The 17,217-nt window shown below is 64.4% G+C and carries 17 protein-coding genes; 4 read left to right on the plus strand and 13 right to left on the minus strand.

Translation table 11 applies throughout. The annotated features are described in order from the left end of the window. Positions 1-212 precede the first annotated feature (212 nt). From ndk to CP557_RS10995, 5 genes are all read right to left on the minus strand, one after another. Complete coding sequence (gene ndk / locus CP557_RS10975; protein ID WP_097379945.1) at positions 213-677, minus strand: nucleoside-diphosphate kinase; 465 nt, start codon at positions 675-677, stop codon at positions 213-215. Continuing rightward, on the minus strand, positions 674-1,042 hold the full coding sequence (locus tag CP557_RS10980; protein ID WP_097379946.1) for a 50S ribosomal protein L24e: 369 nt from the start codon (positions 1,040-1,042) through the stop codon (positions 674-676). Before CP557_RS10980 ends, ndk begins: the two co-directional genes overlap by 4 nt. Then, a complete protein-coding gene (locus CP557_RS10985; RefSeq protein WP_006064297.1) occupies positions 1,042-1,266 on the minus strand; it encodes a 30S ribosomal protein S28e in 225 nt (74 codons plus the stop codon). The genes CP557_RS10980 and CP557_RS10985 overlap by 1 nt, the downstream gene beginning before the upstream one ends. Positions 1,267-1,277: 11 nt before the next feature. Further along, a complete protein-coding gene (gene rpl7ae / locus CP557_RS10990; protein ID WP_097379947.1) occupies positions 1,278-1,640 on the minus strand; it encodes a 50S ribosomal protein L7Ae in 363 nt (120 codons plus the stop codon). 441 nt (positions 1,641-2,081) lie between these two features. Next, positions 2,082-3,680, minus strand: coding sequence for an oleate hydratase (locus CP557_RS10995; protein ID WP_097379948.1), 1,599 nt, complete (start codon positions 3,678-3,680; stop codon positions 2,082-2,084). Positions 3,681-3,986: 306 nt separating this feature from the next. Between CP557_RS10995 and tmcA the strand changes: the two genes are divergently transcribed. Beyond that, on the plus strand, positions 3,987-6,248 hold the full coding sequence (gene tmcA / locus CP557_RS11000; protein WP_097379949.1) for a tRNA(Met) cytidine acetyltransferase TmcA: 2,262 nt from the start codon (positions 3,987-3,989) through the stop codon (positions 6,246-6,248). Positions 6,249-6,335: 87 nt separating this feature from the next. Here the strand turns inward: tmcA and CP557_RS11005 are convergent, their stop codons facing one another. Next, positions 6,336-7,076, minus strand: coding sequence for an SDR family NAD(P)-dependent oxidoreductase (locus CP557_RS11005; RefSeq protein ID WP_097379950.1), 741 nt, complete (start codon positions 7,074-7,076; stop codon positions 6,336-6,338). A 76-nt stretch (positions 7,077-7,152) separates the two neighbouring features. Here CP557_RS11005 and CP557_RS11010 point away from each other — a divergent pair, with 76 nt between their 5' ends. After that, complete coding sequence (locus CP557_RS11010) at positions 7,153-7,638, plus strand: DUF456 domain-containing protein (protein ID WP_097379951.1); 486 nt, start codon at positions 7,153-7,155, stop codon at positions 7,636-7,638. A 42-nt stretch (positions 7,639-7,680) separates the two neighbouring features. After that, the gene (locus CP557_RS22560) at positions 7,681-7,845 is read left to right on the plus strand and encodes a hypothetical protein (RefSeq protein WP_169924371.1); all 165 of its coding nucleotides are present in this window, start codon (positions 7,681-7,683) and stop codon (positions 7,843-7,845) included. 47 nt (positions 7,846-7,892) lie between these two features. Here CP557_RS22560 and CP557_RS11015 read toward each other — a convergent pair whose 3' ends face one another. The 3 genes from CP557_RS11015 to CP557_RS11025 form a co-directional block, all read right to left on the minus strand. Further along, positions 7,893-9,632, minus strand: coding sequence for a glutamate--tRNA ligase (locus CP557_RS11015; RefSeq protein ID WP_097379952.1), 1,740 nt, complete (start codon positions 9,630-9,632; stop codon positions 7,893-7,895). A 213-nt stretch (positions 9,633-9,845) separates the two neighbouring features. Next, the gene (gene idsA3 / locus CP557_RS11020; protein ID WP_097379953.1) at positions 9,846-10,898 is read right to left on the minus strand and encodes a geranylfarnesyl diphosphate synthase; all 1,053 of its coding nucleotides are present in this window, start codon (positions 10,896-10,898) and stop codon (positions 9,846-9,848) included. A gap of 1 nt (position 10,899) precedes the next feature. After that, the gene (locus CP557_RS11025) at positions 10,900-12,252 is read right to left on the minus strand and encodes a ribonuclease J (protein ID WP_097379954.1); all 1,353 of its coding nucleotides are present in this window, start codon (positions 12,250-12,252) and stop codon (positions 10,900-10,902) included. A gap of 361 nt (positions 12,253-12,613) precedes the next feature. On the opposite strand from CP557_RS11025, the gene trkA reads away from it, so the two are divergent. Next, positions 12,614-13,945 (plus strand): Trk system potassium transporter TrkA, encoded by a 1,332-nt coding sequence (gene trkA, locus CP557_RS11030; protein ID WP_097379955.1) that lies wholly within the window; start codon positions 12,614-12,616, stop codon positions 13,943-13,945. A gap of 115 nt (positions 13,946-14,060) precedes the next feature. Here the strand turns inward: trkA and CP557_RS11035 are convergent, their stop codons facing one another. From CP557_RS11035 to CP557_RS11050, 4 genes are all read right to left on the minus strand, one after another. Beyond that, on the minus strand, positions 14,061-14,264 hold the full coding sequence (locus CP557_RS11035; protein WP_097379956.1) for a hypothetical protein: 204 nt from the start codon (positions 14,262-14,264) through the stop codon (positions 14,061-14,063). Beyond that, on the minus strand, positions 14,261-15,817 hold the full coding sequence (locus CP557_RS11040; RefSeq protein ID WP_097379957.1) for a TrkH family potassium uptake protein: 1,557 nt from the start codon (positions 15,815-15,817) through the stop codon (positions 14,261-14,263). The genes CP557_RS11035 and CP557_RS11040 overlap by 4 nt, the downstream gene beginning before the upstream one ends. 127 nt (positions 15,818-15,944) lie before the next feature. After that, the gene (locus CP557_RS11045) at positions 15,945-16,631 is read right to left on the minus strand and encodes a potassium channel family protein (protein ID WP_097379958.1); all 687 of its coding nucleotides are present in this window, start codon (positions 16,629-16,631) and stop codon (positions 15,945-15,947) included. Between the two features lie 146 nt (positions 16,632-16,777). Further along, complete coding sequence (locus CP557_RS11050; RefSeq protein ID WP_097379959.1) at positions 16,778-17,020, minus strand: hypothetical protein; 243 nt, start codon at positions 17,018-17,020, stop codon at positions 16,778-16,780. Positions 17,021-17,217 lie beyond the last annotated feature (197 nt).

Consider the following 17,217-nt stretch of genomic DNA (forward strand, 5'->3'; position numbering starts at 1 on the left):
ATATCTAATAATATACGAACTATCGGTAGTGGGGCGGGTACTCCCGCCGTCGCAGCCGATCACCGCAATCGGCATTTCACGGCGACACGACGACTGAGACGGACCGCTGTCAGTGCCGGCGTCCCCAGAGACGGGTCGCGGGTCGCCGGTCGCTCGGGACAGGGAACCGTCTGAAACGACGTGAGAAAAACGGCACCCGATGTCGCGTCTCCTTACTCGTAGAGCCACTCGGCGTCGTGTTGATCGTAGTCGATCAACTCGTCGTCGTCGAAGTGGATCGCGATTTCGCGTTCGTTTGCGCCTTCGTCCTCGTGGTCGGCGGCGTGAACCACGTTCCGACCGAGATCGAGCGCGTAGTCGCCCCGGATCGTTCCGGGTGCAGCCTCGAGCGGGTCGGTCTCGCCGATCATCTGGCGGACCTGACGGGTCGCGTCCTGGCCCTCCCAGACCATCGGGACGACCGGTCCCGAGGTGATGAAGTCCACGAGGTCGTCGTAGAACGGCTTGTCCTCGTGTTCGCTGTAGTGTTCTTCTGCCCGTTCGCGGGGCATGTTCTCGACTTTGATACCGACGAGCTTGAGCCCGCGGTCCTCGAGTCGAGAGACGACTTCGCCCACGAGTCCGCGTGCGAAGGCGTCGGGCTTGACCATCACGAAGGTGCGCTCGTGATCGCTCATTGTTCGGCTTCCTCGGCTTCGTCAGCCGCTTTGGCTTCTTCCGTCTCGTCGACGGTTTCGTCCCCCGCGGACACGTCGTCCTCGTCGTCGACGGCATCCGTCTCGAGGTCCTCGTCGTCGCCGGCCTCGACCTCTTCGGTCCGGTCGACTTCCTCGTCGGCAGGCGTGTCAGCCTGTGCGGGACCCTTGCCGCGACGACCTTCTTCGGTCCACTCGAGGTCGCGCGGTTCGCGCCCGAGCTTGAAGTTTTTCTCCGCCTTGGAGTCGACGAAGTGGAGCACGGTGCCGTCCGTCTGGACGTACATGATGCCCGTTCCGGGTTCGATCTCTTCGCCCGTGTAGTCGCAGGTTCGTTTCTCGACCATTATTGTCCTCCGATGGAGTCGGCCTCGCGGGCGGTCTCACGAAGTTGGAGTACGTCCCCTTCGCGGACCGGCCCGAGGCAGTTACGGGTGATGATGCGTCCCTGGTTCTCGCCCTCCTTGATTCGGCATTTGACCTGCATGGCTTCGCCGTGCATGCCGGTCTTGCCGACGATCTCGATGACCTCGGCGGGCGTAGAGCCGCTTTCTTCCTCTTCAGCACTCATCTCTGATCACCTCAGTCGAGGTCCTCGACCTTGTCGGCGATGTCCTCGACGTCGTCTTCGGCTTCGCCAGCGTCGACGATCGCCGCAGCGGCCGAGCCGACCTCGAGACCGGCTGCGTGGCCGACGTCGTCCTGGGTCTCGATAAAGACGACGGGAATGCCCTTCTCGTCGGCGAGCTCCGGGAGATGCATGACGATCTCCTCGGGGGAGACGTCTTCGGCGACGTAAACGAGATCGGCGTTGCCGCGCTCGATCGCCTTCGTGGTTTCGTTCGTTCCTTTCTTTACTCGTCCGGTGTCTCGTGCGACCTCGAGCGCCTCGAGGGCGTCGTCGGCGAGGTCTGCTGGGATGTCGGTGGTTACGTAAACTGACATTGGTTGTTCACCTCTCCTACACGTGGGCTCGCGCTCCCCTGCCGTCCGGGCACTGGGTACCCGTACCGGGTCGATCCCGGCGAAAGTCCTGTGAAGCTAGGAGCATCATCAACCCCGCGTAGGGTGTACACCTGAATAGCGTTGCCCCCCTTAAAAGCGTGTTCAAACGCATGACGCCGTGGGATACCACCGCACGGCGGACCGGTCTCCCGTTCAGGTTCAGCCAGCCCCTCGTTCCTCGACGCCCGCTTTCAATTCGTGGTGCAGGCTCGCGGTCCCGCCGTCGGACTCCGTCGAAACGCCCGCTTCCGCGAGGCCCTATAGTCGTCACTGGACCGATTACACACCGATCGCACGACGGTCGTGCGATCCGAGTGTGCGGTGGCGACGAGAGCCGCCCCGTCCCGAGTCCGATCGGTTCCGCCGTCGTTCGTTCGAGACCTACCTGAACGCGGCTTTCGCGGCGTCGACGAGGACCTCGGGTTCGTACTGATGTGTACTCACGGGCGGAACCTCACGATCCACGTCCATGAGGTCGTAGACTGCCATCATCGCGGATCGCACCGAATACTCGACCGTGAAGACCACGTCCTGTGGGACCTCGGCGAACTGTCCGATAAACGCCAGGTTGTTCGATCCCGGCGGAACGACGTCCGGTCGATCGCCGGGGGTTCGGGGCATGAAGTGGCTCGTGATAAACGGCATGTTGCAGGGGATACAGTTCGCGTCCTCGAGAACCGCCGGGAGTTCGTCGAGGTATCCGAGGTGGTAGCAGAGTTCCTCGAGGATCTCTTCGCCGGTACAGTTCTCCATCTTCTTCTCGACGTGGTTCCCCTCCTCTTCGGGGAACAGTCCGTATCCCCAGAAGACCTTCACGTCGTCGGGCTGGTTCGCGAAGTGGGGCTGGGCGGCGACGACGATGGACATCAACCAGTTCGACTCGGTGAAGGTGATCAATCCGTTTCCGGGCGCTTCGCCGGTGACCTCGACGATGTGCTCGAGCAGGTCCGGTTCGTCCAGCGTGACGGTGTACGACGGCCACTTCGTCTCCTGAACGTGGTCGGCGAAGGCCGACGGCGTCCCGAACTCGGGGTTGTCTTCGACGATGTTCGTCCAGAGTTCGAAGGACGCCCCCGTCGTGTTCAGTTCGGGCGCTTCGGTCATCGATCCGAGATCCGAGCCATCGGTCATCGACCCGTTGGTCACGAAGACGAGATCGGTCGGCTCGACGTCGATCGTCTCGGCCGTTCCGTCGGCCTCGTAGTGGATCGTTTCGACGGTCTTGCCTTCCCGACCGGGCACGATGTCCATGTCCGTCACTTCACAGCCGCCCCGGAACTCGACGCCGTGGTCTTCCAGCCACCGCCGAATGGGGCGCACCATCGAGTCGTACTGGTTGTACTTGGTCCGGTGGATGCCCTCCATGGTGTTCAACCGGGGGAACTCGTGCATGAAGCGGTGCATGTATCGGCGCATCTCCGCGACGCTGTGCCAGGGCTGGAAGGCAAACGTCGTGGCCCAGATGTACCAGAACGGCGTCTCGAAGAACGACTCCGAAAACCACTCTTCGATCCGCGTGTCGCCGAGTTGCTCCTCGGGCGTCAAGACCAGTTGTAATAACGAGAGCCGATGCTCTATCTCGAAGTCGTACGACGAAACGTCCAGTACGTCCTGATCGTCGCCCAGCAGCCGTGCGATCGCATACGTCTGGTGTGCTTCGTTGAACTCGTCCATCACGTCCTTGATCGACCTGTCGCGGTCTTCGAGCGAGGGGATCGTCTCGAGCAAGTCCCAGGTACACTCGTACGTCGGGAAATTCATCATCCGGCCGCCACGGATGACGTACCCCTCTTCGGGCGAGCCGGCCCCGTCGAGTGCCCCGCCCATCACGTCCAGTTTCTCCAGCACGTGTACGTTCTCGCCGGGCAGTTCGCCGTCACGAACGAGGAACGCAGCCCCGGCGAGGGACGCGATGCCCCCGCCGACGAAGTACGCTTCCCGTTCCGAGCCGTCCTGTCGTTGGGTACTCTCGTTACTCATATGACTCACTCTCCGTGCTCTCGACCGTCGTCTCGTTTCCCAGGTGTAGCCGGTGCAGCTCCGTGTTGCTGTACATTTCCGATCACGTTCAAATTTTTGATACGAATGGTATTGAAAGGGTGAAGCGATTCTCGTGGGGCGGAAATCATAAACCAGTTATATGTTTTTAGATATCGCCCACACCAATCAGAAGCTGCTGTGGTAACCGCTGTACACGCTCGGCGTTCGGCGGAACGGACGTCGCTGTTCTCGAGGGGAGGGAACACGCATGCGAGATTATTATATTCGAGCCCACAAAGCGGCCGTATGAACGCGGACGCGGATGTCGTTACGCTCGCACGAGCGCTCCGCACGGAAGCCACGCGAGCCAACGAGCGCCGGGTGCTGGTGCTTGCAGGAGGCCGGAACCGTGGGTACGACCGCCTCGAGTCGATCCTCGACGCCCTCTCAGTCCCGATCACCGGCACGACGCTCGTCGGTCCCGAGGATCGGCTCCGGTGTGAACACCGCCGACAGGTCAACGCGAGCGACCTCCTCGGGACCACGCGGGCTGTCATCGCCGTCGACGTCCACGAGGGGCTCCAGCCGAACGCGCTCGGCACAGTCACCGGCGCGGTCGACGGGGGTGGCCTCCTCGTTCTTCTGACGCCCTCCCTCGAGACGTGGCCGGACCGCCGCGGTGCGTTCGACGAATCGCTCGCGGTCCCGCCGTTCGAACTGGACGACGTCACCGGCCGATTCAAACGCCGTCTCGTCGAGACGCTACGGGCACACCGCGGTATCGCGATCGTGGATCTCGAGGCGGATCGCCTCGAGGCCGACGGCCTGACGGACCCCGCTCCGCGGCTTGCAGCGGCCGCGCCGACACCACCCACGAACCATCGGTTTCCGGCCGCTGCCTACGAGGCCTGCCTGACGGTCGATCAGGTCGACGCCGTTGCCGCCTTCGAATCGTTGTTCGAGGACGATCGGGCCGTCGTCGTCGATTCCGACCGCGGCCGGGGCAAGTCGAGCGCCGCAGGGCTGGCCGCAGGGGCGTTCGCCGCTGGCGGGAAAGACGTGCTGGTGACCGCCCCCGCCGCGCGGAACGTGGCGGAACTGTTCGAGCGGGCGGGGGAACTCTGCGAGCGACTCGAGGGGGACGACGCCACCGTCGACACCCGCCGAATCGAGACGGCTGCCGGTGGCGCTGTCCGATACCTCGAGCCGTCGGACGCCATCGAGGCCCTCGAGTCGGCGGACGTCGTTATCGTCGACGAAGCTGCCGCGCTCCCGGTCGCAACCCTCGAGTCGCTGCTCGGGGCCGACAGGGTCGCGTTCGCGACGACGATCCACGGCTACGAGGGCGCGGGGCGGGGCTTCTCGGTCCGCTTTCGGGATCGACTCGCCGAGAGCGACCACGAGGTGACCGACCGTACGCTGGTCGAACCGATCCGGTACGCGGCCGGCGATCCCGTGGAGGTGTGGGCCTTCCGCGCACTGTTGCTCGACGCCCGGCCGCCGGTCGACCAGCTCGTGGCCGACGCCACGCCCGAAACGGTCGAGTACCGACGACTCGAGCCCGAGGACCTCCTCGCGGACGACCGACTGCTCCGGGAGGCCTTCGGCCTGCTCGTCCTCGCCCACTATCGGACCGAGCCAAACGACCTCGCGCGACTACTCGACGCCCCGAACCTCGCGGCTCACGCGCTACTCCACGACGGCCACGTCGTCAGCGTCGCCCTGCTCGCTCGCGAGGGGGATCTCCCGGCAGAGACGCGGGCGATGATGTACGAGGGCGGCCGCGTCCGCGGCAACATGCTGCCGGACGTGTTGACGAGCCAGTTGCGCGACGAGGCGGCGAGCGAGCCCGTCGGCCGCCGCGTCGTCCGGATCGCGACCCACCACGCGGCCCGTTCGCGCGGGCTCGGCTCGCACCTGCTCGAGCGCGTCCACGCGGAGTACGAGTCCGCGCTCGACTGGCTCGGCACCGGCTTCGGCGCGACGCCCGGCCTCCTCGAGTTCTGGCACGAGAACGGCTATCGAACGGTCCACGTCTCGACGACCAGAAACGACGCCAGCGGCGAGTACTCCGCGCTCATGCTCGCGCCGACCGGCGACGACGGCCGTGCGCTCCACGATCGCCACGCCGACTGGTTCGTCCGCCGGGTCGCCGCACTCAGTTCGGACGCGCTCGACGACCTCGCGCCCGACGTCGCTCGAGCGCTCCTCCGAACCGTCGACGCCGACGCCGGCCCGCCGCTCTCGATGACGGACCACGAGTGGCGAGTCGTCGCCGGTGCGGCCTACGGTCCGGGGCTGTTCGACGTCGATCCCGGGCCGTTCAGGGACCTCGTCGTCCGATACCTCGTCGACGACCCCGACACCGTCACCCTGACGGACCGCGAGGAGCGGTTGCTGGTCCTGCGTGCACTCCAGGGCCACGGCTGGGAGACGGTCGCCGACCGCCTCGAGTACCACTCCTCGGGACAGTGTATGCGCGCGCTCGGCGACGCGTTCTGTCCGCTGGTCGACCACTACGGAACGGACGCCGCACTCGAGGTGCGAGCGCGATTCGTCGACGAGTGATCGCTCGTGGCCGTCCGAACCGGAACACGGCAGGCGGTGGCGCACGCTGGGTCGTGGTGAGCCGCTGGCACCACATCGAGAGGCGACTCAGAACAGTCGTCGGAGCAGCCACTCCGGAGCGAGATCCACGAGCCACGCGATGGCCCGCCATCGCCGCGTCACGTAGGCGTGAGCCCGCTCGTTACGGATCGCTCGAGCGATCTGCTCGGCCGCCGTCTCGGGCGAACACTCCCAGAACCCGCCCAGCGATAGCTTGGTGTCGACGAACCCCGGTTCGATGGTCGTGATCGTCACGTCGACGTCGCGACCGGTCCTTCGATAGCGAAGCCCCTCGAGATACGTCGAGACGTAGGCCTTGGAGGCGTTGTACGCCGGCGCGTCGCCGTTACCGACGTGAGCCGCCATGGACGAGATTCCCACGAGGTGACCGTCGCTCTCGCTCGCGTGTTCGGGATCGTCCTCGAAGAACTCCATTGCGGCCGTCGCGATGGCAGTGAAGCCGCGGACGTTGACGTCGATCGTTCGTCGCTCGGGCACCCACTCGAGGTCCCGGTTGACGGTCGCAGCCCCGGCGCTAATGACGACGAGGTCGACTGACGTCATCGCCTCGGCCAGTTCGAAGAAGCCGTCTCGAGCGTCGTCGACGTCGGTAACGTCCATCGTCGCGACGGACGATTTGGTCGGCAGTTCGGCACCGATCGCTTGCATCCGCTCCGTTCGACGGGCCGCCAGACCGATTTCGTACCCCTCCGCCGCGAGTCGCCGAGCCAGTGCTTCGCCGATACCCGAGGACGCGCCAACGATGATCGCTCCACGCGAGTGGGTCATATCCACGGGTTCGGAGGCGGTCACCTAATGCTACTGAAGGCGGTACGCCTTTGCCGCGGTCCGTCGTCCCCCTAATATGGTCGACGCCGTCCTCGTCATCGCCATCGCGTTGCTCGTGGGTGCAATCGTCGGCGCGGCCGTCCCGATGGTCCCCAGCGGCCTGCTCTCGCTGGCCGGCCTCGTCGTCTACTGGGTCGGAGCCGGATCCGCGGAACTGAGCGCGCTCACCTTCACCGTCCTTGCCCTCATCGCCGTCATCACCGCACTCGTCGAGTTCTTCGGCGGCTCGATCGCCGCACGGGCCGGCGGGGCATCGTGGCTGACCACCGCCGTCGCCGCCGTCGTCGGTCTCCTCCTGATGGTCGTCACCGGGCCGCTGGGACTGCTCGTCGGCCTCTTCGGGACCGTCTTCGTCCTCGAGTTCGTCCGCGGCGAGGAACTCGAGGGAAGCGCGCGCTCGGCGGTCTACACGACCATCGGGACCCTCGCATCGACGGCGGTCCAGGTCCTGCTGACGGCGTCGATCCTGCTGGGATTCCTCGTGGCCGTCTTCGTGCTGTGACCTGGGAAACACTGAAGCTGTGGGTGTCGTTGTCATTCGTGAATGGAGTGTTCCGAGTCAGACTGTGATCGGCCGGCTGCGGTCGAGTTGCACATTCCCTGGGCGGACAACCGCTTCGTCTGTGCCGCCCACGCCCGCGTCCTCGGTCGGCAGGACGGCGTCGTCGCCGATCCGGATCCGGAGCTGAGTGACGACCTGCTCGAGTGAGATCGCACGGCGAGCGAGCCAGCGTCGCCGAGTTGGCGGACGTAATCCTATGGATGCGCGTAGTACGCGACCGTCTCCTCGTCTTCGTCGTCGGTTTCCTGCCGGTCGATTCTCGCGAACCCGACCCGCTCGAACTGGACCATCTCGTCCGGTTCGAGGTCGCCGACCCCCGGTTCCGCGTGGCCGGTCACGTCGCCGTCCATCGTTCGCATACGGACCGGGACCCTCCCGTCTGCGGGAACCCAGTGGATCACGTCGACGCCGCCCTCGCGGACCACGTCGATGTCGTCGTCCGTGTATCGCAGGACGCCGTCGTCGAACCGGAAACAGCCCAGTCCCTTCAGCCAGATGCGCTGATCGCCGCTCTCGTCGTCGGGAACGTCGTCGACCTCGAGCATGACCGAGTCGCCGACGGGGATCTCGCGGACCCCACGCTCCTCGTGGTTGGGATGGAGCGGCGGGTTCGCTTCGGCGGGCGGATCCCCGACGAGGGGGAGCTGGTTGCCGTCGCGGACGAAAAAGCGGCGGTCGGTCTCCTCGTCGATCAGATCCCGGTTGTTCGCGTAGATCGAACTCATCGCGAGGTCGACGTCCGTCGTCGAGGTACCAAGGCCGGTCATCGCCTCGACGATGGCCTCACCGCGGATACCGCGCCGTCGCAGACTCTTGAGCGTCGGCGCTCGCGGGTCGTCCCAGCCATCGAGCGCGCCGTCCTCGATCAGTTCGGAGATGGTCGACGTGCTCATCTTGACGTCGTAGTCGTCGAGCTGGACGTGTCCCCAATGGATGACTTCGGGGTAGTCCCACCCGAAATAATCGTAGACGAACTGCTGGCGCTTCGCGGAGTCCTGCAGGTCGATCCCGCGGATGATGTGTGTGACCTCGAGCAGGTGGTCGTCGACCCCCGACTGGAAGTCGAGCATCGGCCAACAGCGGTACTCGCTGGCTGCCTCCCGCGGATGTGGCGTGTCGATCATCCGGAAAGCCACCCAGTCGCGCAGCGCCGGGTTCTTGTGCTCGATGTCGGTCTTGACCCGCAGGACCAACTCGCCGCTGCTGTACTCGCCGTCGACCATCGCGTCGAACTCCTCGCGGACGGTTTCCTCGTCCTTGTCGCGATGCGGGCAGGGCTCACCGGAGTTCTTCAGTTCCGAAAACGCCTCGCCCGAACACGAGCAGGTGTAGGCTCCGCCCATCTCGATCAGGTCGCGGGCGTGATCGTAGTAGGTCTCGAGGCGGTCGCTGGCTTTGTAGGTCGCGTCGGGTTCGAAGCCGAGATAGTCGAGATCCTCGAGGATCGCGTCGTAGGCCTCGAGATCCGGCCGCTTGGTCTCGGGGTCGGTGTCGTCGAATCGGACACAGAACCAGCCGTCGTAGCGCTCGCGATAGGTGCCGATGACGGCGGGCATCCGGGCGTGGCCGACGTGCCACGGGCCGTTCGGGTTCGGCGCACACCGCATCCGGATCTCGTCGTACTCCTCGGCGTTGGGCAGATCGGGGAGGTCGTGTTCGTCTTCCTCCTCCTCGGCTTCGATCTCGGCGAGTTCCTCGGGTGCGAGGTCCTCGAGCCGGGCCCGCTTTTCCTCGTAGTCGAGGTCGTTGACGCGACTCACGACGCCGCCGACGACGCCGGGGACGGCGTCGGAGTGCTCGCGGAAGTCGGGGTTGTCACCCATCAGCGGCCCCATGACGGCACCGACCGCGGCGTCGCTCTCGTGTTTGACGGCGTTCAACAGCGCGTGCTTCTCGGCTTCGCGCTCGACGCGCTCGCGTAACTCGTCGTTCATTACAACGGACTAGTCGTGCCCATCTCAAAACCCTCGCGGTTCCTCGCGACTCGGCCGGCTCCGCGCTTGCCGTCCGGAGAGACGGCCGGTCACCGGCCCGAGCGTCGATCCGATTCGAAAGCGACGCCCGAGGTGGCTCAGACGGAGCGCCGTCGGGCAGTGCCGGCGACCAACGAACCCGTCCGTGGTGTCCAGTCGGGACAGGGGACCGTCTCAATAGCCGCGTTCGATCAGGTAATCAGCGAGGTCACAGAGCAGCGCGCGTGCTTCGTTGTCCGGCAGGACCTCGAGTCGGTCCTTCCCCTGGGCGACGAGGTCACGGGCGGTCTCGTTGGCGTAGGAGATCGAGCCGGCCGACTCGAGTTCGGCGACTGCGTCGTCGATCTCGGCTTCGGTGACCGCGTCGACGTCGTCGGTGTCGACCAGTTCGTCGACGTCGACACCGCGCTCGCGGGCGTGGACGGTGATCAGCGTCTGTTTGTTCTCGACGAGATCGCTCCCCCGCTGTTTCCCGAGTTGCTCGCTTGGCACCGTCAGATCGAGGACGTCGTCCTGAATCTGGAAGGCCCGGCCGATATCGAGGCCGTAGCCATAGAGTGCGTCGATCGTCTCGTCGTCGGCTCCGAGCAGGATCGCCGGGAGACACGCCGAGGCGGCGTACAGCACGGCCGTCTTCTGTTCGACCATCTCCAGATACTCGTTGGGCGAGACGTCGGTCCGTTCCTCGAAGGTAACGTCCAGCGATTGGCCCTCGCAGATCTTGGTACAGGTCGTCGCGAGCACGCCCAGCGCCTCGACGATGCGATCCGGCTTCGCCCCCGTCTCGAGCATGATCTCGAAGGCCTTCGAGTAGAGCGTGTCGCCGGCCAGAATCGCCGTCTCGAGGTCGTACTCCTTGTGGACGGCGGGGACGCCACGCCGGAGATCGTCGTCGTCCATGATGTCGTCGTGGATCAGCGTAAACGACTGGATGACCTCGACGCTGACGGCGGCTGCCATCATGTCGATCGGTCCGCTCTCGTCGAGCGCGGGAAACGAGCGGTACTCCGTCGACAGCGGCTCGGCGTCGGCAAGCGCCTCCGCGGTCGTCAACAGAACGGTCGGCCGCAGTCGTTTGCCGCCCGCGTCCAGCAGGTATCGCGAGGCCTCGTAGAGCCGCTCCGGTCGCTTGATCGGCAACTCGTCGGGAATCGCCTCGTTGACCTGCTCGCGGCGCTGTCGGACCGCCTCGAGTACCGCCTCTTCGCGTGCCTCGGGACTCGTCATATCAGTCGACCAGCTGAATGAGGTTCCCGTTACGCGTGACGTGGAGGTCTCGGCCCATCTTGTACCCCTCGCTCTCACAGAGGTTGACGTAGCTCGAGTAGCCGCTCATGTCCTGGTGTGCCGGGATGATGTGCTGGGGTTGGAGGGCGTCGAGCATCTCGTAGTGGCCTTCCTGATTGAGGTGACCCGAGACGTGGATATCGTCGTAGACCCGTGCGCCCTGCATGCCGAGTAGTTTCTCGGCCTGATAGCGCTGGCCCTCGTTGGTCGGTTCCGGAATGACGCGAGCGGAGAAGACGACCTTGTCGCCGTCCTCGAGTTCGTAGGGAGTCTCGCCGCGGGCCATCCGGGTGAGCATCGCGCGGGGCTCGCCCTGGTGACCGGTGACGACGGGCAAATACTTCTCTTTCCCCTCGTTCATGATGCGCTTGAACGTGCGGTCGACGGACTTGCGGTGGCCGAACATCCCGAGATCCGCGGGGAAGTCGATGAAGTCCAGTCGTTCCGCCGTCCCGGAGTACTTCTCCATCGAGCGCCCAAGCAAGACGGGCTGGCGACCGATATCGTCCGCGAACTCGACCAGCGATTTCACGCGGGCGATGTGACTCGAGAAGGTGGTGGCGACGATGCCGCCGTCGTAGTCCTCCATGCTGTAGAGGACGTCCCGGAGGTGTTCGCGGGCGACGTTTTCGGACGGCGTTCGGCCCTTCTTGTTGGCGTTGGTACAGTCCTCGATGTAACAGAGGACGCCCTCTCCCTCGCGGCCGATCTCGCGGAAGCGCTCCATATCGATCGGGTCGCCGATGACGGGCGTGTGGTCCATCCGTTTGTCGAGTCCGTAGACGACCGCGCCCTCGGGCGTGTGAAGCACGGGATTGATCGCGTCGATGATCGAGTGGGTGACGTTGACGAACTCGAGATCGACCTTGCCGGAGTCGCCGATCGACATCGTCTCGCCGGCCTCCATCTTGACGAGGTCGTTCTCGACGCCGAACTTCTGTTCGCCCTCGATCTGCTGTTTGACCAGCTCGATCGTAAACGGCGTCGCGACGACGGGGGCGTCGTACCGGTGGGCCAGTTTGCTGATCGCGCCGATGTGGTCGAGGTGGCCGTGGGTCGGCACGATAGCCTTGACGTCGCCCTCGAGGTCGCTCATGACCCGATCGTCGGGAATAGCGCCCATATCGATCAGATCGAGACTGTGCATCTGTTCGGTTTCGACGTTGTCGTGGATCAGGACCTGCGAGAGGTTCAGACCCATATCGAAGATGACGACGTCGTCGCCGGCGCGGACGGCAGTCATCTGCCGACCGACTTCTTCGTAGCCGCCGATGGTTGCGATTTCGATTTCCATGGTTCGTAGCACTGAAAGCCGCTGTCTGGACTCTCATCGAAACGGTCCGCGGACGCCTAGTCGTGTCCGGCCCCGGCGTCTTACAGCACGTCGGCCATCCCGCTATGCGCTCGGTGACGGCGGTTCCGTCGTCCGTCGCTTGCGACATCGCAAGCCCGAACGCACTTGCCCGCGGGTTTCGCTATGGCATCGTACACGCCCAGGTGTTAAAAACGCAGTGGGTTCACTCGCCGCCGGTGGCACCGCCTACCGGCGGGTTATCGCATCTCACCGGCAGATCTGGTCGCTTCGGGACACCGCAATCCATTTGACGGTCGCACCAAAAGCGGCTCTCACTAACTATGCTTTCGGAGGGATCGTCATGTACGTAATCATCGTCGGTGCCGGCGAGGTCGGCCGCTCGATCGCCGCGAACCTGGAAGAGACCCACGACGTGGTCGTTATCGATCGGGATGCCGATGTCGTCGATGAACTCACCTACTCGCTGGACGTGCTGACGATCCGTGGCGACGGAACGGACCTCGAGGTACTGCGCGAGGCTGGTCTCGAGCAAGCGGGGCTCGTCATCGCCTGTACGGACAACGACGAGACGAACGCCGTCGTCTGTGGGGCGGCGAAGGCGACGGCCGAGGTGTTTACCATCGCCCGGGTTCGACGACGGACGCTGCTGGAAACCTGGCAGGGTTCGCAGGGTGCCTTCGGCGTCGACTTCATGGTCTGTACCGACCTGCTGACTGCGCAGGCGATCTTTCGGATCTCGGGACTGCCGAGCGCACACGACGTCGATACGTTCGCCGGCGGCCTCATCCGTATGGCCGAGTTCGACATCCCCCCGGAGAGTCCGATCGCCGACCGGACCGTAAGCGAAGCCGACTGCTACGATTCGCTCACCTTCGCCGCGATCTTTCGGGACAACGAGATGGTCGTCACGAGGGGTGACACGGTCATCCGGGCGGGCGACCGCGTCGTCGTCATCGGCAGCCCTGCCTCGATCAACGAGTTTGCCGACGAGGTCGCCACGATGCCCGAGGAGGCGGAAGAAGTCGTCATCGTCGGCGCGAGCGAAATCGGCTACCAGACCGCCCGCGAGTTCGAGGATCACGGCTTTCGACCGCGAATGATCGAACGCGACCACGACCGGGCCCGTGAGGTCGCCGAATCGCTCCCGAACACGATGGTCATGGAAAGCGACGCGACCAACTCCGAGTTCCTCGCCCGCGAGCACGTCGGCGAAGCCGACGTCGTCGTCGCCGCCCTCGACAGCGACGAGAAGAACCTGCTCGTCTCCCTACTGGCCGACCGGCTCGGCGTCGACCGCACCGTCGCGATCATCGAGAACCCCGAGTACGCCGACCTCTTCGAGACCGTCGGGGTCGACGTCGCGATCAACCCCCGCGAGGAGACCGCCGAGGAGATCATCCGCTTTACCCGAACCGACCACACCGAGAAAGTGGCCATGCTCGAGCACGACCTCGCGGAAGTCATCGAGATCGAGGTCGGCGAGGAGAGCGTCCTCGTCGGTCGGGAGATCGCCGAGGCGACCGACGACCTCCCCGAGGGCGTCGTCATCGGCGCGATTTCACGAAGCGGCGAGCATATCACGCCGCGTGGCTCGACGGTCGTTCAGTCCGGCGATCACGTGATCGTCTTCGTCGACGCGGCCGTCCTCGACGAGGTCATCGAACTGATCTAGCCGACTCCGCCCGTTTCGCGCTCTGCGCACCGCTGTCGCACCGAGTCGTCTCAGTGAGCGACGCGGCCGACCACGGCTCGAGACCGCTCGAGTAGCCGAACGCGATCGACCCGCTTCAGGTGCGAACACCGCGAAAGAGGACGTACGCGGCGAAGAAACCGACGTAGGCGGCCGCGAGTCCGGTCGTGAGACGGGACCGACCGACGAGCGCAATGACGAGGATCAGGAGGGGACCGAGCAGCAAGAGCGAATCGAAGACCCGATCTTCGGCACCCGCCTCGAGGAGTTCGCCCACGATCGGAATCTCGCCGACGGTCATCGGTACAGCCCTCCGCGGTCGAAGACCGCTCGCAGCGTCACCAGGACGGGAATGATCTCGAGGCGGCCGATCCACATATTGAACAGGAACATGATCTTGCCGAGCGTCGGCAGCGATTCCGGTCCAGTGATCCCCGCAGAGAGGCCGACGTTACCCTGTGCGCTCGCGACTTCGAAGATGACGTTCTCGAGCGTGTACTCGCCCTGCGGGAGTATCAGGAGGAGTACGAAGGTCCCGATACCGAGGAAGAAGAACCAGAGAGCCGCGATAATCGCCGCCTCCTCGAACTCCTGGCGGACCTCCCGTTCGTCGAGGCGGCGTCCGTTGATCTTCAGCCGCCGAACGGCCGTCTCGGGATAGAAGACATCCGCAATACGGAATCGAATGCCTTTCAATAGCGTCAGTGCACGGATCAGCTTGATCCCGCCCACCGTCGATCCGGCCGCGCCGCCGATGAGCATGCCGAACGCGACAGTGAGCTGGGCCTGGGCCGACCAGCGTCCCAGCGCCACGTTGGTCGAATCGACGGCGGTCTGGAAGCCGGCACAGGTCGCCGCCGAGACGAACTGGAACGAGCCATACCGGAAGGCGGTGAACAGGGAGTCGTAGGTGTCGCCCACGTACACTAACGCGGTGAGGAGGGCCGTCCCGATACTCATATAGATGAACACCCACCGGGTCTGGAGGTCCGAATAGAGGTTCCGCAGGTCGCCCTGCAGGATGAGATAGTGGACCGGGAACGCGATACTGCCGAGGAGCATGACTGGCAAGAGAGCGAAGTCGATGGCCACGCTATCGTAGGTTGCGATCGAATTGTCTTTGATCGAGAATCCACCCGTCGCGAGCCCCGTCATGCCGTGGTTGATCGCACCCCAGAGCGGCATTTTGACGACCCAGAGGAGGAGAATCGAGACGAAGGTAAACAGGATGAAGATCCACCAGATCGTCTGGACGGTCGAGACGATGCTCGGATGGATCCGTTCGGATCGCGCCTCGCTCTCGTAGAGCGTGAGCGATCCGCTCCCCGGACGAGCGAGGATCGCCGTCGTGAGGACGATCACACCGACGCCGCCGACCCACTCGATGAACGAGCGCCACCACTGCAGCGTCCGCGGCAGCACCTCCTCGTTGTCGGTCATCGTCAGCCCGGTGCCAGTAAAGCCGCTCATACTCTCGAACAGCGCGTTTAGCGGGTTGGTAAACGCCGCGAGCGTCGGCGACGACGCTTGTGACGCTTGCTCGAGGACCGGCGGCGCAAACTCGACCGTCCACGCGATGAGGTAGAAGGGCAGTGATCCGAAGATCGCGACGCAGAACCACCCCACTGCGGCGATGATCATCCCGTGTAACTTTCCGGGTCTGGCCGCTTTCCGGAACCTCGTTCTGAAGGAGTAGCCGATAGCGAACGGGATCACTCCGGAGACGATCAGCGCGGGAATCGCGTAGTATTCGCCCCAGACGACCGGAACGAGAATCGAGACGAACATGAGGCCGGCCAGCGCCTCGAGTATGCGACCGAGGTCCCGGCCGATAGTTTCCGCTGCCCCATTCATCCGTTATACCTTGCCCGATCCGGGCTCAAATACACGACGAAATCGTGATGAGACGATCGCGGGCAGTCGTTAGAGGACGACCATCGTGGCTGCCCGACGCGGGGCTGCGATCCGTTGTGTGCGACCATCATTCTGCCCGGTCTTCTGGGTGGCCGAACACGTCTGTGAGGGTAGGTTCCGCTCCGAACGCCGAATAGACGGTGAGCAAATCGCCGGTCTCGATTCTCGTGTTCCCTCGCGGCGTGATCGGTGGATCCTCCCCTTCGCGTTCGATCGCAACGATCAGAACGTCCTCGGGGAGGAGGTCGTCGTCCGCTGCCTCGATGAGCGTCTTCCCGTCGATCGGCGCGTTTTCAGTGACGGTGATCTCGAACACCTCCGCCTTCTCGCCGATTCGCATATAGTCGACGATCGCCGGGCGGGCGACCGCCCGGTAGAGGTATTCGGCAATGAGTTCCTGTGGGTTTTCCATCGTATTGACGCCGATCTGGCGGAACACGTTCATGTGTTCGGGGTCGTGAACGACCGAGACGATATTGGGCACCTCGTGTTCCTGCGCGAGCAAACAGACCATAATGTTGGTCGGATCCCGATCGGTCGTACTGATCAGCGCGTCCGCCTTCTCGATCCCGGCGTCCTGAAGCGTATCGTGAGCCGTCGCATCGTCGTTGAGGATCAGACAGTCGTACTGACCGGCGACTCGGTCCGCTCGCTCGGGGTCGTTCTCGATGACGACGACCTCGTTTCCCGACCGAGTTGCGATATCGATGAGCGGCATCCCGATATCGCCCGCGCCGACGATGACGATATACATTGCATCGGCTTTCTTGCGTGACCATTGAAAATATATCGTTTTGGGGACCTCGGTCGGCGGCGTCGGCATCGCGTGGGAACCGAACGATTCCCTTCGTGTCCCGTCGACCCACGGATTGCAACGGACGGTCTACTGCCGCGACGGCATCAGTCCCAGGGTGGATCCCGCCGTTGTGTTCTCGCTCGGTCTTTGGATTCCGCCAGAATCCGCTCGATCGCCCAGCCGGCCCACAGGAAGACGGCCGTCATGAAGACGGCCATCTCGAGCCGAACGACCGACCCGTACCGAACGGCGAGCACGAGGGCCATAATCGTCACCGCGGCGGCGACGACGCCGAACACGTCGTAAAACGAGTGTGGGTGACGAACGCTTGGTAATCGAACGCTCATGGTATAGTATACGCACAGTTCGTATATAGACCCTCGTCCCATAGCCGGGGAACGGTACTCGTTGGCCGGAACTGCCCGCGTTCCACCAGTAGTGATCCGTACGAGGGCCCGGTCGGGACGGACGGCGACTTACGATGGATTAATGAGACCGAACCAAAATGCCGTTATATACCGTGTCCAGACGTGACTGCGCGAGT

Origin of the sequence: Natrinema ejinorense, from assembly GCF_002494345.1 — an archaeon.
Classification (GTDB): domain Archaea; phylum Halobacteriota; class Halobacteria; order Halobacteriales; family Natrialbaceae; genus Natrinema; species Natrinema longum.

Excerpts from the sequence above, each read along its gene's own strand:
- CP557_RS11035 (WP_097379956.1), bottom strand. The coding sequence starts at position 14,264 with ATGACCGTCGGCGAGATTCCGATCGTGGGCGAACTCCTCGAGGCGGGT.
- CP557_RS10995 (WP_097379948.1), bottom strand. The coding sequence starts at position 3,680 with ATGAGTAACGAGAGTACCCAACGACAGGACGGCTCGGAACGGGAAGCG.
- CP557_RS11025 (WP_097379954.1), bottom strand. The coding sequence starts at position 12,252 with ATGGAAATCGAAATCGCAACCATCGGCGGCTACGAAGAAGTCGGTCGG.
- CP557_RS11050 (WP_097379959.1), bottom strand. The coding sequence starts at position 17,020 with ATGAGCGTTCGATTACCAAGCGTTCGTCACCCACACTCGTTTTACGAC.
- CP557_RS11005 (WP_097379950.1), bottom strand. The coding sequence starts at position 7,076 with ATGACCCACTCGCGTGGAGCGATCATCGTTGGCGCGTCCTCGGGTATC.
- CP557_RS11015 (WP_097379952.1), bottom strand. The coding sequence starts at position 9,632 with ATGAACGACGAGTTACGCGAGCGCGTCGAGCGCGAAGCCGAGAAGCAC.
- CP557_RS11010 (WP_097379951.1), top strand. The coding sequence starts at position 7,153 with ATGGTCGACGCCGTCCTCGTCATCGCCATCGCGTTGCTCGTGGGTGCA.
- idsA3 (WP_097379953.1), bottom strand. The coding sequence starts at position 10,898 with ATGACGAGTCCCGAGGCACGCGAAGAGGCGGTACTCGAGGCGGTCCGA.
- CP557_RS11045 (WP_097379958.1), bottom strand. The coding sequence starts at position 16,631 with ATGTATATCGTCATCGTCGGCGCGGGCGATATCGGGATGCCGCTCATC.
- trkA (WP_097379955.1), top strand. The coding sequence starts at position 12,614 with ATGTACGTAATCATCGTCGGTGCCGGCGAGGTCGGCCGCTCGATCGCC.
- CP557_RS10980 (WP_097379946.1), bottom strand. The coding sequence starts at position 1,042 with ATGGTCGAGAAACGAACCTGCGACTACACGGGCGAAGAGATCGAACCC.
- ndk (WP_097379945.1), bottom strand. The coding sequence starts at position 677 with ATGAGCGATCACGAGCGCACCTTCGTGATGGTCAAGCCCGACGCCTTC.
- tmcA (WP_097379949.1), top strand. The coding sequence starts at position 3,987 with ATGAACGCGGACGCGGATGTCGTTACGCTCGCACGAGCGCTCCGCACG.
- CP557_RS22560 (WP_169924371.1), top strand. The coding sequence starts at position 7,681 with ATGGAGTGTTCCGAGTCAGACTGTGATCGGCCGGCTGCGGTCGAGTTG.
- CP557_RS11040 (WP_097379957.1), bottom strand. The coding sequence starts at position 15,817 with ATGAATGGGGCAGCGGAAACTATCGGCCGGGACCTCGGTCGCATACTC.
- rpl7ae (WP_097379947.1), bottom strand. The coding sequence starts at position 1,640 with ATGTCAGTTTACGTAACCACCGACATCCCAGCAGACCTCGCCGACGAC.
- CP557_RS10985 (WP_006064297.1), bottom strand. The coding sequence starts at position 1,266 with ATGAGTGCTGAAGAGGAAGAAAGCGGCTCTACGCCCGCCGAGGTCATC.